This window comes from Halobiforma lacisalsi AJ5, assembly GCF_000226975.2.
Lineage (GTDB): Archaea > Halobacteriota > Halobacteria > Halobacteriales > Natrialbaceae > Natronobacterium > Natronobacterium lacisalsi.
This window is the reverse complement of record NZ_CP019285.1, coordinates 2,733,394-2,748,840: the sequence shown is the minus strand read 5'-3', so window position 1 is coordinate 2,748,840 and position 15,447 is coordinate 2,733,394. Positions and strand designations below refer to the sequence as shown.

Here is a 15,447-nt window from a genome sequence, read left to right as displayed (position 1 = left end):
ACAGACATCATGTTCTTGGGGTCGCTTGAACCCATATAGGAGTACACGATCGGTCATCAGGTGTGTAACCAGCCGAATCGTTTTACGATTCCCGCCGGCACGGTCGGCCCGCGTCAGCCGTCACTCGAGGGCGGCACTTCGTGTCGTTCTCGAGTGTGCTCTGGAGCGGGAATCCGGGAACCGCACGTACTTGTCGCCGGACCACGAACGTCACGGTCGAATGGCCGTCTCGGAGTATCTCCTGGTGCGGACGCTTCACGTTCTCACCGCGTCCCTGTTGACCGGTGGCACAGCCCTCCTGTGGCTCGCATTTCGCGTCGACGACGTCGCAGTAGCGCTCCTGACGTGGTTCGAAGGATTCTTCTGGGCCGGGGCGGGGCTGATCGTGTTCACCGGATTGGGGAATCTCGTCGCGTTCGGCGTTCCGGGCCCGGGAACCACTCGAGGGGCGGCCCTGTCGATCAAACTCGGCGTGATATTCGCTCTCGTCGTCGGCTCGCTCGTCCGGACGTTCGCCGTCGCTCGCTACGGTCGTGCGGACGTCCAGGCCGTCAACGAGGACGACGACTGGCTCCGGCAGCTATACGCCGCCACCGGCTGGGGCCTCGCTGCGATCATCGTCCTCGCGGGGGTGCTCGCGCGTGGTCTCTAGGTGGCGCGCACTCGAGGTCGTCGCGACCGCCACGGCGGCGCTCGCGATGGTCGTCGTCTCTGCTGTCCTCGCCGGTCACGTCAATGGCGGACTGACGGACGTCTTGCTCGAGATCGACACTCCGACGGCGGGAATCCTGTTCGGCTACCTGTGGCTGTTGACGCTGGTGGCGGCCGCTGATCTCGAGATTACGCGGCACGAGCCGGCCGATGGCTCGTCTCGCGGCCCGTTGCGGGCCGTCGGCTGGACCGCTGGTACAGGGGCCGGCATCGCACTGGTGTATTTGACCGTCGTGTTCATCGTCGGGTTCGTCGCGCCGGGGCCGGGATCGATCGATCCGGGTTCGGTCGCTGTCGGACGGGTCGTCGGAGGAGGGACTGCAGCCGGGGCTGGGATCGGGGGCGTCGCGGGCGCGATTCTGCTCGGTTGTGACCGCGCAGCGGCGGCCGTGACGACCGTCGAGTCGCAGCGGAACGAGTGACAGGGATGTGCGTCGGACGGGATTACCGCGGCGGTAGAAGAACCACGAACGTTTTTTCCGTGACGCCCGAACTGCGAGCCGATGACCTCGGATAGCGACTTCGACGGAGCGTCGACTGGCGGCTCCGGTGCGACCCCGAACCGCCGTCGCTTTCTCGCGTTGAGCAGCCTCGGCGCTTCGGGACTTGCAGGCTGTATGGACCTCGGCGGCGAGACCGACGACGGCGCGGGCCCCGACTCGCTGGATGGCGATCCGCAAGCGGCCACCTCGAGCGGCGAAACCCGAACCGTGACGATAATCGTGCAACCGGATCCCGACGGGCTCTGGGAAGCTCAGCGAGAGATCTCGAGCGCGCTCGAGGACGGCGAACTGGATCGAGAGGAGGCGGAACGAGAACTCGCACAGCGGGAACAGGAGCTGATCGAAGCGGCGATCGAGGACGCGAGTAGCCGCATCGACGAAGTCGGTGCGACGGTACTCGATACGGTCGAGCGCGAGGGCACGCTGCTCGTCGAGGGTGAACCGCTCGCGATGGTCGATTTGCTGGAGACGCCGTCGATCTCTGCGATCCTGTCGGAAAGCCGGTTCGAACGGGCACAGCGCCGGGAAGAGGCTGGTGAACGTCCGACCGACGGGATCGAGCCGGACGACCCAGCGACGAACGAGTCGGTGTCCGAATCCGAATCCCAGAGTAGCGACGACTAGAACGGTGAGGAAGGCGACGACGGAGGCCGAGAAGAAACACGGAGACGAAGACGAAGGATAGCGTCGTACTGCCGCAACCGAGTATCCCCCGTCTCTCTCGAGTCAGTCCGCGCTTTCTTCGTCGTCGGTCTCACCGGCGGTGGCTTCAGCCGGTATCTCATCGGGAACCGTAACGTCGACCTCGTCGTGGTCGGTAAACGTCGTCTCGACGGTGACGATCGCGGGCTCGCCGCCCTGGCTCACCTGCATTCGCATGTCGGTTCCGTAGAGGGTGTCCGTCTCCGTATCGATCAGGACGTAGTAGGCGAACTCCTCGAGACTGGTTGTAACGTGGCCCGAACCGTCGATCCCCGCGAGTTCCGTCTCGCGTTCCTCGGAGACGTTGAGTTCGTACATCGTCGTCTCGACGCCGTCGACGGTCTCGGTCCGGATCGGTTCGAACGTCGCGTTCTCGAAACTCCCGGTCGCCGACTCGAGCCGATGGGTCTCCGTCCAGTTACCGTTCTCCGTTCGCACCCACTCGCCGTCGTCGTTCGTGTACCGGGTGTCTTCGAGGACGTATTGTTCGGTTTCGGTCGTCCGTGGATCGGTCCCGACGTGTGTTTCGGTCGTCATCGTCAGGTGGGCCCGTCGGCTAGTCACGTCGATGGCCCCGTCGATAGTCGTCGTCTCGTTGACCATCGCCGCCCGGAGCGTCCGCTCTACTTCGACGTGATAGCTCTCGGTAGCCTCGACGTTGGTCTCGAGCGCGCCGGCGTCGACGTCGACATCGCTCTCCTGAGGGTCGTCCTCGAGAAAGCCGATGCTCCCCGTACAGCCGGCGACGAGGAGGAGACTACAGACGACGAGCACCGCTCCGATGGGACGAATCGCTGACGCCACAGTGGCCCACGATTCGGGTGACCGATTCCTAAACCTTTCTTTCCCCGGGCTCTGGCGAGTCGCCCCTGCAGTCCGGACGGTCCGACAGCCCTTCCGCTTGTGGCCTCGACTCGTTCACCGACGACCCACTCTCATTTAAAAACCCGCCATATGTCCGAAACCGTCGAAATGAGCTTCAAAACTCAACGAGACGGGGTTCTACGCCGGTGGGAACCCCCCGAATATTTATACGATGCCCGGCGAAACTCGAACCCGCATGGGGTATAGTCGACAGCTGCTACTGCTCGTAGCCATCAGTCTCCTGACCGTCGCTGGTGCGGGAGCTGTGGCTGGGGCGGACGCTACTGAGGCGCATAGCGCTGAACCGGTGGTCGAGGGCGATGTCGCCCCACAGGTTCAGGAAGACGACGACGAAGAAGACGATGAAACGGAGGAGTTGCCGGTAGAGCCTCCGACGGAAGAATCACACCCGGGCTACGAATACATCCAGCAGGAGGGTGACACCGAAGCGAAGATCGAGCTCGGCGAACAGTTGTACTTCGATCCGCGGATCTCCGAAACGGGGACGATCTCGTGTAACACCTGCCACAACGTGATGGAAGGCGGGGACGACAGTCGGCCGACGGCGATGGGAGTTCACGGACAGACCGGTCCGGTGAACTCGCCGACGGTCTGGAACTCCGGGTTCCACCACACCCAGTTCTGGGACGGTCGCGCCGACACCCTGGCCGACCAGGCCGAAGGTCCGATCGTCGCCGACGTCGAGATGGGCATGCCCGACCACGAGGCCGCACTCGACCGCGTTCGTGCCGTCGACGGGTACGTCGAACAGTACGAGGAAGTGTACGGTGACGAAGTCGAGAGCGACGATCCCGAGGATCTCGTCACGCTCGAGCACACCGTCGACGCGATCGCGGCCTACGAGCGAACCCTCGTGACGCCGAACAGTTCCTACGACCAGTACGTCGAGGGTGACGCGGACGCGCTGACCGAACAACAACTCGACGGCATGGAGTCGTTCCAGGAACTCGGCTGTCAGAGCTGTCACTCCGGGCCAATGTTCAGCGGTCAGTGGGACGACCCCGAGTCCGGTGAGGGCGTCTACCAGCGCCACCCGACCTTCGAGGACAACCCGCAATGTGAGGAGTACGTCGAGGAGTACGACCTGATGGAGAATCCGGGTCGTGCGGGCGTCACTGACGACGAGGCCGACGAGTACATGTACAAGGTGCCGACGTTGCGAAACGTCGAACACACCGCACCGTACATGCACACGGGCGAAGTACCGACCCTCGAAGAGGCCGTCCGCGTGATGGCAACCTGCCAGCTCGACGAGGAGCCGTCCGACGAGGAGGTCGAAGACATTACCGCCTTCCTCACGAGCCTGACGGGCGAGTACCCCGAACAGGAGATGACGCGGCTTCCGGCACCGAGCGGCGAATCGATGATCCCGGCGGACGCTGACGCCGAGTTCGAGGATATCGAGGAAGAACCTGAAGAGGACACAGACCAGGTCGAGGCCGATGGTGGCGACGGGATTCCCGGAATGACCATCGCCACGGCGGTCATCGCACTGGCGATCGCGACTGCCACAGCACTGGTCGGCTACACCCGACGCCTCGACGAATAGGCGACCGTCCTCCCTTTTTTGGGAACGAACGATAACTCTTTCAGCAGCCGATCCAAACCACGAGACGTCCGACGAATGACTCCCCGGAAGCTCCTCACGATAGTCGTTCTCATCGCCGTGCTGGGGTTTGGCTACTACTCGATGAACGCAGCCCCGGTCCTCAGCGATCACGACTACACCTACCAGGGCGGGATCGAGTGGCACGAGGATCCCGACGAGGCGATCGCCGTCGCCGAGGAGCAGGACAAACCCGTCCTCGTCTACTACTGGACGACCTGGTGTACGTACTGCCAGGAGTACTCCGACAACCATTACCAGAACGAGGAGATACGCGGCGAACTCGACGAGTACGTGCTCCTCGCGATCAACCTCGACGAGCCCGGGCCCGGTGCATCCCTCGCTTCCGAACACGAGGCGGCCTACCCGCCACAGCACGTCATCATGACCGCCGACGGCGAAGAAGTGTCCCGACTCGGCGGCTACGTCGAGGAGGACCGATTTCTGGAGGAGCTCCGGAGCGGGGCCGATTCGGCATAGTTAACGCCAAAGTGATAGCCAGAGTCAATGATACCGAACACACTCACACCCGGAACGCTGTTGATCGCGATCGCAGCGTTCGCGAGTAGTCTCGCGGCGATTCTCCTGTTGTACGGCTACGTCTACCGAACCGACGAACTCCGACCCGTGACACTCGTGGCCGCCAGCACGTCGACCCTCTCGCTGGTCGTCGCCCACACGTACCTCACCTACCAGTTCGTCGTCGGCGATTACACCAATGCGTACGTCTGGCAGAACTCTGCAGACTACCTCGCGCTGCTTTACCGCCTGACAGGTCCGTACGCGAATCACGAGGGATCGATCCTCCTCTGGGCGACCTTAACTGCGGTCGTCGCCACGTGGACGGTGTACTCGAGTCGGTTCGAGGGCCGGGGAGCGAACCTCGCACAGTCGATCTCGCTGGGTATCGTCGCTGCCTTCGCGACCATGCTCGTCGCCCAGAGTCCCTTTACCCCGATCGAAGTCGCGTTTCCGGACACGCCAGCGGGATTCGTCCCGCCGGACGGTGACGGCCTGAACCCGCTGCTGGTCGATCCCTGGATGGCGATCCATCCACCGATCACGTTCAGCGCCTACGCGCTGTTGATCGTTCCGTTCGCGCTCGGAGTTACGCACTTCGTCTCCCTGTTCCGGGGTGAAGACAGCGTCTTCGACGAATGGCTCGGGAGCATGCGCCAGTGGCTGCGAGTCTCCTGGCTGCTGTTGACCGCGGCGATCGTCTTCGGCGGCATCTGGGCCTACGGCGTCCTCGGGTGGGGCGGCTTCTGGTCGTGGGACCCCGTCGAAACCGCCGTGTTGATCCCCTGGCTCGCACTGACCGGCTCCCTGCACGCGATCAACCGCTACGGCAAGACCGGCGAGTATCCGATCTTCGCGCCAGCGTCGGCGACGCTCGTTTTCCCGATCGTAACCTTCGCGACGACGGTCGTTCGCAGCGGGGTCTTCCGGAGCGTTCACTCCTTTGCAGCGGGCGGGATCGGAACCGGCATCCTGTTCCTGCTCGGCGTGACTGGAACGACGGCGATCGCTCTTCCGTTCACCTACTGGTTCCTCGAGGCAGAGGAGGGGAGCCGAGATGCCGACGAGCCCTGGCTGAGCCGCCGTACCGTCTATCACGGAGCCGTGCTTGCCTTCGGCGTCCTCGCCTTTGTTTCGATCTGGGGGCTGTCTTTCCCCGTGATCCGCAACGCTGCGACCGGTGTCGAGGTCAGCGTCGGTCAGGACCACTACAACCTCTGGAGTTATCCCGTCGTCGTGGTGGGTCTGCTGGCGGGCGGGATGTACGCGCTGCTCGATCTCCGACGGCGAAAGCTGGCGATCGGCGCGACGGCGGCCGTCGCGGTTTCGACCCTCGTCGCGGCGTTTATCGCCCCCTCGGCGAACTGGTACCTGAGCGATCCCGCTGCCCACGATCCACTCGTCTATCGGATCGTCGGTTCGGTCAGCGTCCTTTCGATCGTCCCGCCAGCGGCGTATTTCGCGGGTTCGTGGATCTGGCGGTACGTCGACCGAATCCGGGGCGTCCCGTCGAGAACGTTCAAGATCCGCGAGACGGGGATCGTTCTCACTCACGTCGGCGCTGCGATGTTGATCGTCGCTGTCTCTTTCATCTACCTGTTCTCGACGTCGGCATCGGTCGCAGTCGTCGGAATCGACGATGCCGGGACCGACCCGGAACCGATCGTCGAGGAGTCGCCCGACGGCGAATACGAAGTCCACGTGAGGAACTACGAGACCGTCGAAGAACCGACGATAGAGGAGGCGGCACGGAGTCCCGAGGAGGTACTGGCCGTCGACGAGGACGCCTCGCTGGTTCGGGGGGAGATAACCGCCATCGATTCGATCGACGGGACCGCGATCGCCCGGCTCGAGGACTCGAGCGTCTGGCTCGCGGGTGCCGACGACTCGCTTTTCGAAGAAGGAGACGAAGTCATCGCCCGTGGGACCGTTTTCGAGGGGGAGACGGCGGCAACGGACGCCCAGGCGTTCGTCTACACGGACGCTGACAACATGGGCCCGGTGTCGGATCCACCTCGTGACGTCCACACGCCGCGAGTGACCTCGCACGAACTCGACGTGACGGTCTACGAGGGTGGCGAGCGCGTCGCCGAAGGGACGCTCGCCGAGCAGGAGTACCTGCACTCACAGATGAACACCAACGATGCCGTGATCGAACGCGGGATCGCCGGCGACACGTACGTCGTTGGGTCGATCGACGAACGCAGCGCGTCCATTACTATCGACACTTACCCGCTGGCGAACCAGATCTGGTTCGGTGTCGTACTTATGATCGTCGGGATGACAGCGGTGACGCTGGCTGACAGTCGACGCGACCAGTAACGAGCCCCGTCTTCGCTATTCTTCGACGACGTACTCGAACGTCATCCAGCCCGCGAGCAGGACGAGCAGGTCGTAGGTCACCAGGATCCGGAACCACGCCGAGGTCATCCCCTCCGAAAGTCCGGGGGCAGTCAATGCCGTCCCCGAGAGGATGGTCGGGATAACGAGCGGGACGAGCAGGACCGGCAGTAGCGATTCCTGTAACTGGGAATGGAGCATAAGGATCGACAGCAACACGCCGACAGCGCTGAACCCGAGCGCGGCAAGTGGGACGACCAGCAACACCGTCGTGAGCGTCGCCATGTCGAACGCGTAATCGAGGAAGACGACGACGAATCCCAGGCTCAGGAGCCCGATTCCGGTAATAAAGACCGTCGAACTCGCGACTTTCCCCAGGTAGATCGCCGACCGGTCGACCGGCGCAAGCAGCAGGCCGGCGATGGCCTCGTTTTTCCCCTCGAGCGCGACGGCGTGGGACATGCCGACCGCACCGCCGAAGACGACGGCCAGCCACAGGGCGCCGCGGGCGAGCACGTCGCGAGAGCCGACCTCCTCGCCGAAGACGAACGAGAAGACGACGATGATGAGCAAGGCGAACACGAAAGCGGCGTTCGTCGTCTGCTTGCTGCGGGATTCGACCAGCAGGTCCTTGCGGGCGATGGTGTAGACGACCCGGAGGTAGTCCCCGATCATCCGTCGTTTGGCCCTCCGTCGTCGCCGGGTCCGCCTGAGCTTTCGGTTCCCGTCCCCACAGCCGTCGACCGCGTCGGAACCGCCGTCGCGCTCGTTACCGCCCGCGGTTCGCCGCCCGTACAGCGTCGTTCGTACTCCTCGAGCACGTCACTCGCACCCTCGAACGCCGTCGTCTCGAGGTCGCCTACGAGGCGGCCGTCGTTCATGAACAGCACGCGATCCGCCAGCCGGTAGCCCCGCTCGAGATCGTGTGTTGCCGCGAGGACGGTCCGATCCTCGAGATCCTCGAGGACTGCCGCGACGCGTTTCAGCGAGGTCTGGTCGAGCCCGGTGTAGGGTTCGTCGAACAACAGGAGATCGGGGTCGTGGACGAGTGCCCGGGCGAGCGAGACGCGCTTGCTCATGCCGTGGGAGAAGCCGCTGACCCGTTCGCCCCCGCGGTCGGCGAGGCCGACCGTCTCGAGCAGCCCGTCACAGACCGTCGCGTCGACGTCGTGTAGTCGGGCGTGCAACCGGAGGTTTTCCCGTGCCGTGAGTTCCTCGTAGAGCATCGTCTCGTGGGCGACGACGCCGAGCCGAGAGCGAACCGCCGCGTTGCCGCCGACCAGCGGCTCGCCTTCGATCTCGATCTCGCCCTCCGTCGGGCGGGACAGCGACGCGAGCATCCGGATGAGCGTCGTCTTTCCGGCGCCGTTGGCACCGAAGAGGACGACCGTCTCACCGGCATCGAGAGTGAAAGAGACGTCGTCGACGCCGACGTGCGTGCCAAACCGCTTTGTCACGCCGGAGACGGAGACGAAAGCCATTGCCCGACGCTTGGCGGACGCATGACTTAAGCATTGTAATTCCGTACTGTCGCTCGATGGAGCTACCGACGCTGTCAGTCGTTCTCCTGGCTGGTGCGGCCACGATTCTGACGCCGTGTTGTCTCCCCCTGTTGCCACCGCTGCTGTCGGGCAGCGTCGGTCACCGTCTCCGCCCCGTGGCGATCGTCTCGGGCAGCCTGCTTTCGTTTATCCTGCTCGGCGTTCTCGTCGGTACTCTGGGTTCGTTTTCGCCGGAGACGCTTCGTGCGCCGGCGTTTCTGGCGATCGTCGCATTCGGCGCGGTGATGGTCGACGACGACCTGCACGGGATCTACTCGCGATACGCCTCGCGACTCTCGAGTACCGCCACCGAACGCGTCGCTGCGCTCGACGAGCAACGACACCCGCTCGCGTCGGCGTTCTCGCTCGGTCTCCTGCTCGGGGTGATCTGGCTGCCCTGTGTCGGCCCCGTACTGGGTGCCGTCCTCGCGTACGCCGCGACGACCGGGGCAGCACTCGAGAGCGGTGCGTTCCTGTTCGTCTACGGCGTCGGGTTCGCGATCCCGCTTTTGGGCGTCGCCTACGGCGGCAAGATAGCGGGCCGGTCGATCGCGGACTACCTCGGGGTACTCGGCCGGCGGGACGTGGTTCGGCGGGCGGTCGGCGTCGTCCTGCTCGTGACCGGCGTCGCCCTGCTGTTCGAGGCCGACCGGGTTTTCCTTTCGGCGCTGTACTGATGACCGAGACTGCTAGCTGATATCGCGCCGAAACGGAATGCGGCGTCTGGAGGTGTAATTCCGCCCTGGTCGCGCCGAGACCGTGCTGGAGTCGACCGACGTCAGTATCCGCCTCGTCCTGGCCGCCCAGAACCGCCGTCGAGGTTCCGCCATACACAGATCACCCGGTTCGGACGAGCGGGCACTGTCCCGACGACTCGAGCGAGAGTGTGCTATCCCCATCGGTCGGTCCGAAGGTCCGGGGAGAACGTGACGACAGACATTCCTACTGTGTCGCGACTGGCGAAGGTTTGATGTGACGACGCCCGGAAGGGAGACGTAATGGATCGGAAAGTAAAGGTAGTGGTCGGTGGCGTCGGTATCGCCGTTCTCCTGGCGATCCTGGCGACCACGACGATGGGATCGGCCGCCCAGTTCGTCACCCCGACCGATCTCGCGGAAACGGACGACCACGACGATACCGTCGTCAAACTCGAGGGGCAGGCCGTCAACGTCGACGATGGCGATCCGATCACCTTCGAAGTCGCGGACGAGAACTACACCAAGCCGGTGACCTACGACGGCGAGATGCCCGAGACCATGTCCGACGGCCGGGTCGTCGTCGCCGAGGGGTACTTCGACGGCGAGGAACTCGAAGCCGACGACCTGACGGTCAGGGCTCACGAGGGCGAACATCCCGAGGATCACCCCGCAACCGAGACGAACGAAACGTCCGAGCACCTCGAGGACCACGCCACGACTGACGGGAACGAAAGCGACGAAGGCGGTGAACACGACGGGACCGATAGCTAGCTCGAGTCGTCCGCTTTCGACGCCGACCGCTGTTTTCGTATCCACAATCGAAGTTTCCGATAGCGTACTTTTTGTTCCCGATTTCTCACTGTCGATTCCTGAATGCGGATAACGAGGGCGGTTTTTAATTAGACGGCTCCCCGAGTACCCCCCATGATACAGGGGATCGACGGAACGTCGATCGATCAGGGACCCACCTTCGACGTCGGAACCGCTCCACCCGAGCGGGTGGCCCGAGCGGGACGGCCGGACCGGGTGATCCATCGATGACCGAGCGACGGCTCGTCACTGTCGTGACGTTGCTCGCCGCGGGTATCTCGGCAGTCGCAACGTCGTTCGGAATCTACGCGACCTCCGAGCGGTTCCTCGTCTCGTCGTTCAATCGACTCGTCCTCGAAGTACTCCCGGGCTGGTTCGTCTCCGCGGTCATCCAGCGGTTCGGGGATCTCGCACTCGAGTTGAGTCTGCTCTTTTCGGGCGTCCTGCTGTCCGTGATCGTCGGTTCCCTGGCCCTGGCCGGATACCGGCTGGGTGCGAGCGCGTTGCCCGCTTCCCGGGAACTGGTCGGGGCCGTACTCTCGGTCGTGTTCGTCTTCCTGGCAGCGTATCTCGTGGTCGGCGTCGCCCGCGCGGCCATCCTTCCGGCGGTCGTCGGCGGCGCCGTCGTCGCGGGATTCGATCACCTCTCGACCGCGGGAGACGCGAGTGCCGATGTGAGCCCCGACCGGCGTTCGGTCGTCCAGGCGGTCACAGTCGTCGCTGGGTATAACGTCGTCGCTCACGGACTCGGCTTCCTTCGCCGGAGCCAGACCCAGCGAACCGAACGCGAACTGCAGGAACGCGCGACGCGACTCGAGGCCGAACACCTGGTCTCCGAGGCCGACGATGCCGGACTGGAAGCCGACGGAATCAAGCCGTTGATCTCCGAAATCGGCGAATTCTACAAGGTCGATATCAATCCGAGTCCACCCTCGATCGATCCCGACGGCTGGCGCCTCTCCGTAACGGGGCTCGTCGAGGAGGAACTCGAACTCGACTACGACGACGTCCGTGGGTACGAAACCCGCAACCGGTACAAGGCGATCCGTTGTCTGAGCGACGACATCGACGGTGAACAGCTGGATACCGCCGTCTGGACCGGTGTTCGGATGGCAGACATCCTCGAGGAGGCCGGGATCGAAGACGAGGGGGAGTACGCGTTGCTGTCCGGCGCCGACGATTACTACTACTCGGTCCCGCTCGAGGACCTCGAGGAGTCCATGCTCGCGTTCGGGATGAACGGGATGGAGCTTCCCGCCGGTCACGGCTACCCCGTTCGACTGCTGGTTCCCGACCGCTGGGGGAAACTCCACGTCAAGTGGCTCACGGATGTCGAGATCATCGACGACGGGGAAGGCGGTTACTGGGAGGAACGCGGCTGGCACGGAATGGGGCCGGTCAACGCGGTCACGAAGGTCGACCGGATCAATCGGCTCGAGGACGGCGGTATTCAGCTGGTCGGACACGCCTACGCGGGTGCCCGCGACGTCGAGACGGTCGAGGTGTCGATCGACGGCGGCGACAGCTGGGAGTCGGCGACGCTGAGCGATCCGCTTCCGGATTCGGACACGACGCGCCAGTGGTTGTACGAAATCGATCCTGACGAGGGTGATCCGGACAGCTACGACGTCTACGCGCGAACGATCGACGGTGAGGGGACCGTCCAGCCGGAAGCCCGATCGGACCCGTTCCCGGACGGGGCCACCGGATGGGCCCACAGGTCCGTTCGTCGGGGCTAACTCCCCTCTCCAGCCGTCAGATCGAAAAAATTCACCGGCCTCGCTCGAGGCCTCGGACGTCAGTGCCGGTCGATCGTCCCGGCGGCGTCAATCCTGTCCACTCGATTCGCGCTCTGCCGTTACGTCCTCGAGACGCTGCTCGAGTTCCGACAGTCGATTCCGAAGGTAGAACACGTAAACGACGAGTGCTCCGAATACGGCACCGTAGGCGAACAGCAACAGGTAGTCCATGGCTGATCAGTACTCCTCCGTCGGTTTGTAGGTTTCCGTCCGCGAGCGGTTCTTCAGCGAGTCGACACGGGTCGTGAGTTCGTGCAGACGAACCCTGGCCGCAAGCAGGGACAGGTAGAGAAACAGGACGGCGACGAGCGACACGAACAGCACCGAGGCCGTAATGGCGGCTTCCGCGTCGGGGTTGCCGACCGACGGCGCGTGCAGCCGGGCGGTCCACAGCCGCGTCGACGCGTAGGAAATGGGAACGGTAATGAACCCGATGACGCCGTAGACGGAGGCGAGACGGGAGACTCGGCCCGCTCCGCCGCCACTCGAGTAGATGATCAGATAGCCCGCGTAGATGAACCAGACGAACAGGAAGGTAACCAGCCGGATATCGGACCAGTTCCACCAGGTGTTCCAGATGACGCGTCCCCACGCGCTGCCCGTGACCAGCGTCAGCGTCGCGAATACGAACCCCAGTTCGGCAGAGCCGTGGGCGAGTTGTTCCCAGAACCGAGTGCCGGTGACGAGATAGCAGACGCACCCGAGGAAGGTAACCGTCAGCGCCAGACCACCGACCAGTGCGAGCGGGACGTGCCAGTACGCAATGAGGTTGACCCCGTGGCTGACGCCGTACATCGAGTCCGACGCATAGCCAAACACTAGCCCGAGCGATGCGAGGCCGAACAGTAGCGTGAGATACCCGTGCACGGAACTACGGAGTATCCGCCGTAGTAGTCCGATCGTCCGTTTTTCGTACGAGCCCATACTCCCGGGTTCGCTGCCACTCTCAAAAAACATCCGTCCCGTTCCCACCGTTCGGAGAGTTCTCGGCGTCGGATGGGTGACCGCCGACCTCCGTCGGCGAACGTGTCAGGTTCAACCTATATAAGAGGACTGTATTTTACAGACGTACCGGCGTAACCAGTTACTAATAAGTAGGGGCTACTTATGCACCATTGTCATCGACTGACAGGATAGTTCACGTTGTCCATCCTCGCTGCGACGGGTTTCACAACTATTAGGCCAGCCCCTCGCTTACGGGTGGCCATGAAAGACCTGTTCCGCAAGGCAGCCCGGGGCGAACCCACCGAGCGCCCCCCGGTGTGGATGATGCGCCAGGCCGGGCGGTACCTGCCGGAATACCGGGAACTCCGGGAGGACTACTCGTTCCTCGAGGCCATCTCCACGCCGGAGGTCGCGGCCGAGATCACGCTCCAGCCCTGGGAGCGGTTCCGTCCCGACGCCGTCGTCATGTATTCGGACATTCTGACCGTTCTCGAGCCCCTGGGGTTCTCCTACCACCTCGAGTCCGGCGTCGGCCCGGTCGTCGAAAACCCGGTCGAAGCGCCTGCAGACACACGCCGCGAACGCGGTGACGTCCGCGAACAGCTGTGGTACGTCGGCGACCTGCTCGAGCGACTCACGGACGAACTCGGGGAGCAGGCCGCGACGCTGGGCTTTGCCGGCGGTCCGTTCACGCTTGCCGCCTACGTCTGCGAGGGCACGCCCTCGCGGTCGTTCATGGCGGTCCGTCGGCTCCGGGCGGAACACCCCGAGGCGTTCGAGCGACTGCTCGAGGCCTTTACCGACGTGCTGGTCGAGTACGTCGAGTTCCAGGTCGAGTCGGGTGCCGACGCCGTCCAGCTGTTCGACACCTACGCCGGGTTGCTCTCGCCCGCCGACTACCGGGAGTTCCTGCTCCCGCTACACCGGGAGGTCCTCGAGGCCGTCGACGTACCGACGATCGTGTTCGCGCGCAACGTGAGCGGCAACCTCGACCTGCTGGCCGACAGCGGGGCCGACGTGGTCGGCCTCGACTGGACGGTCGACCTCGAGTCGGCACACGAGCAACTCGCGGACGAGGACGTCGCGATCCAGGGCAACCTCGATCCCGCCCTGCTGTACGGCGATCCCGAAACGGTTCGCGACCGCACGCGCGACGTCATCGACGCGGTGGGCGACGCCGGCCACATCCTCAACCTGGGCCACGGCGTCGATCGGAACACGCCGGTCGAGAACGTCGAGGCGTTCTTCGAGACGGCGAAAACCGTCGAGTAGAACGGATCTGGTTCTAGTTTTCCGGCGGCAGTCCCGCGTTGAAACAGTACGTCCCCGGCTCGTCACGGCACTGACACTGCCGGAGCTGATAGTACGACGGTTCGAAACCCGACAGGAACGGCTCCACGACGTCAGCGAGCAGCCCGGGGAACCGCGGGTCGTCGTGGGGCACTGGGACCCGGTGGAGGTCGAGGCCGACCTCGGCGGCGTCCTCCGCGAGGTCGACGTCGAGTTCGACCAGCGTCTCGGACTGCTCGTGCATGAAGCTCATCGGCTCGACGACGACGCGTTCGGCCGCGTCGCCGAGGTTCTCGACGACCTCCTCGGTCTCGGGCTCGGTCCAGTCGATGCCGCGGTTCTGGTGGTTCTGGTAGCCGATCTCGTACTCCTCGAGGCCGATCATGCTGGCGATCGCCGCGGCGTGTTCCTCGACGTACTGGTCGTACCGGCTGCCCTCCTTGAGGTACTTCGTCGGCGTGCCGTGGGCGGAGAAGACGAACGCCGTATTGGGGTCCGAGAGGTCGAGTCCCTCCTCCTCGGCGAACTCGCGGATCCCGTCCGCGCGGATCCGGTTGTAGACCGGCGCGCGGTGCCAGCCGGTGATCGAGGAGAAGTCGGGGTCGTAGCCGTCGACTTCGTCGATCGACTCCTCGAGCGAGTCGATAGCGGAGACGGTCGTCGACGGCCCACAGAGCGGGTAGATCGGCACCGCGAGCACGGAGTCGAACCCCTCATCGGCCAACTCTTCGGCGACGTCGGGGATCAGCGGCTCCATGAACTGCATCGCGTGGTAGACGGAGACGTCGTGACCCCGTTCGTCGAGCGTCTCGGTGAGGGCGTCCATCTGTGCGGCCGCCTGATCCTGCAGCGGCGAGCCGCCGATCTCCTCGTACTCCTCCATCAGGCCCGGCAGCCGGCGCTTGGCCAGTTCGCGGGATCGTTCCCAGGCCGCGTCCTCGGATTCGGCGTCCTCGAGCGAGGCGTTGTCGTAGAAAATCCGTGTGAGGTACTCGAGCACGACGTCGCGGTCCGGTTCGGACGGCTCTCCGAAGTTCAGCAGGACGATAGCGGTCTCCATGATCGGCTGTTAGGAGAGGTCCGGTATAGGTACTTCGG

At 64.3% G+C, this 15,447-nt stretch carries 16 protein-coding genes; 10 read left to right on the top strand and 6 right to left on the bottom strand.

Translation table 11 applies throughout. From position 1 onward, the window contains the following. Positions 1 to 220 precede the first annotated feature (220 nt). From CHINAEXTREME_RS13290 to CHINAEXTREME_RS13280, 3 genes are all read left to right on the top strand, one after another. Positions 221 to 652, top strand: a complete 432-nt coding sequence (locus tag CHINAEXTREME_RS13290) for a DUF2214 family protein (RefSeq protein WP_007141843.1) — start codon at positions 221 to 223, stop codon at positions 650 to 652. Further along, complete coding sequence (locus CHINAEXTREME_RS13285) at positions 642 to 1,133, top strand: hypothetical protein (RefSeq protein ID WP_007141842.1); 492 nt, start codon at positions 642 to 644, stop codon at positions 1,131 to 1,133. Before CHINAEXTREME_RS13290 ends, CHINAEXTREME_RS13285 begins: the two co-directional genes overlap by 11 nt. Positions 1,134 to 1,214: 81 nt before the next feature. After that, the gene (locus tag CHINAEXTREME_RS13280; RefSeq protein ID WP_007141841.1) at positions 1,215 to 1,838 is read left to right on the top strand and encodes an ATP synthase subunit B family protein; all 624 of its coding nucleotides are present in this window, start codon (positions 1,215 to 1,217) and stop codon (positions 1,836 to 1,838) included. A 102-nt stretch (positions 1,839 to 1,940) separates the two neighbouring features. On the opposite strand, the gene CHINAEXTREME_RS13275 is transcribed toward CHINAEXTREME_RS13280, so the two are convergent. Then, the gene (locus CHINAEXTREME_RS13275) at positions 1,941 to 2,720 is read right to left on the bottom strand and encodes a hypothetical protein (protein WP_238593282.1); all 780 of its coding nucleotides are present in this window, start codon (positions 2,718 to 2,720) and stop codon (positions 1,941 to 1,943) included. Between the two features lie 256 nt (positions 2,721 to 2,976). Here CHINAEXTREME_RS13275 and CHINAEXTREME_RS13270 point away from each other — a divergent pair, with 256 nt between their 5' ends. The 3 genes from CHINAEXTREME_RS13270 to ccsA all read left to right on the top strand — a co-directional run bounded on the left by CHINAEXTREME_RS13270 (position 2,977) and on the right by ccsA (position 7,248). Continuing rightward, complete coding sequence (locus CHINAEXTREME_RS13270; protein WP_029601657.1) at positions 2,977 to 4,350, top strand: cytochrome-c peroxidase; 1,374 nt, start codon at positions 2,977 to 2,979, stop codon at positions 4,348 to 4,350. A gap of 75 nt (positions 4,351 to 4,425) precedes the next feature. Further along, positions 4,426 to 4,887, top strand: coding sequence for a thioredoxin family protein (locus tag CHINAEXTREME_RS13265; protein ID WP_007141838.1), 462 nt, complete (start codon positions 4,426 to 4,428; stop codon positions 4,885 to 4,887). Positions 4,888 to 4,914: 27 nt separating this feature from the next. Beyond that, positions 4,915 to 7,248 carry a cytochrome c biogenesis protein CcsA gene (gene ccsA, locus CHINAEXTREME_RS13260; RefSeq protein WP_007141837.1) on the top strand — a complete coding sequence of 778 codons (2,334 nt, stop codon included), beginning with the start codon at positions 4,915 to 4,917 and terminating at the stop codon, positions 7,246 to 7,248. A 15-nt stretch (positions 7,249 to 7,263) separates the two neighbouring features. Here the strand turns inward: ccsA and CHINAEXTREME_RS13255 are convergent, their stop codons facing one another. After that, entirely contained in the window at positions 7,264 to 7,941 is a 678-nt protein-coding gene (locus CHINAEXTREME_RS13255; protein WP_007141836.1) for a heme exporter protein CcmB, read from the bottom strand. Then, positions 7,938 to 8,747, bottom strand: a complete 810-nt coding sequence (locus CHINAEXTREME_RS13250; RefSeq protein WP_010546765.1) for an ABC transporter ATP-binding protein — start codon at positions 8,745 to 8,747, stop codon at positions 7,938 to 7,940. Before CHINAEXTREME_RS13250 ends, CHINAEXTREME_RS13255 begins: the two co-directional genes overlap by 4 nt. A gap of 56 nt (positions 8,748 to 8,803) precedes the next feature. Between CHINAEXTREME_RS13250 and CHINAEXTREME_RS13245 the strand changes: the two genes are divergently transcribed. The 3 genes from CHINAEXTREME_RS13245 to CHINAEXTREME_RS13235 all read left to right on the top strand — a co-directional run bounded on the left by CHINAEXTREME_RS13245 (position 8,804) and on the right by CHINAEXTREME_RS13235 (position 12,054). After that, positions 8,804 to 9,484 carry a cytochrome c biogenesis CcdA family protein gene (locus tag CHINAEXTREME_RS13245; RefSeq protein ID WP_029601656.1) on the top strand — a complete coding sequence of 227 codons (681 nt, stop codon included), beginning with the start codon at positions 8,804 to 8,806 and terminating at the stop codon, positions 9,482 to 9,484. Positions 9,485 to 9,805: 321 nt separating this feature from the next. Beyond that, positions 9,806 to 10,276 (top strand): cytochrome c maturation protein CcmE domain-containing protein, encoded by a 471-nt coding sequence (locus CHINAEXTREME_RS13240; protein ID WP_007141833.1) that lies wholly within the window; start codon positions 9,806 to 9,808, stop codon positions 10,274 to 10,276. Between the two features lie 266 nt (positions 10,277 to 10,542). Next, positions 10,543 to 12,054: a molybdopterin-dependent oxidoreductase gene (locus tag CHINAEXTREME_RS13235; protein ID WP_007141832.1), complete on the top strand. Its 1,512-nt coding sequence runs from the start codon at positions 10,543 to 10,545 to the stop codon at positions 12,052 to 12,054. An 87-nt stretch (positions 12,055 to 12,141) separates the two neighbouring features. Here the strand turns inward: CHINAEXTREME_RS13235 and CHINAEXTREME_RS13230 are convergent, their stop codons facing one another. Continuing rightward, a complete protein-coding gene (locus tag CHINAEXTREME_RS13230; RefSeq protein ID WP_007141831.1) occupies positions 12,142 to 12,285 on the bottom strand; it encodes a CcmD family protein in 144 nt (47 codons plus the stop codon). Positions 12,286 to 12,291: 6 nt separating this feature from the next. After that, positions 12,292 to 13,038 carry a cytochrome c biogenesis protein gene (locus tag CHINAEXTREME_RS13225; protein WP_007141830.1) on the bottom strand — a complete coding sequence of 249 codons (747 nt, stop codon included), beginning with the start codon at positions 13,036 to 13,038 and terminating at the stop codon, positions 12,292 to 12,294. 282 nt (positions 13,039 to 13,320) lie between these two features. Here CHINAEXTREME_RS13225 and hemE point away from each other — a divergent pair, with 282 nt between their 5' ends. Next, positions 13,321 to 14,331: a uroporphyrinogen decarboxylase gene (gene hemE / locus CHINAEXTREME_RS13220; RefSeq protein ID WP_007141829.1), complete on the top strand. Its 1,011-nt coding sequence runs from the start codon at positions 13,321 to 13,323 to the stop codon at positions 14,329 to 14,331. Positions 14,332 to 14,344: 13 nt separating this feature from the next. On the opposite strand, the gene hemH is transcribed toward hemE, so the two are convergent. Continuing rightward, positions 14,345 to 15,409 carry a ferrochelatase gene (gene hemH, locus CHINAEXTREME_RS13215; RefSeq protein WP_007141828.1) on the bottom strand — a complete coding sequence of 355 codons (1,065 nt, stop codon included), beginning with the start codon at positions 15,407 to 15,409 and terminating at the stop codon, positions 14,345 to 14,347. Positions 15,410 to 15,447: the final 38 nt, after the last annotated feature.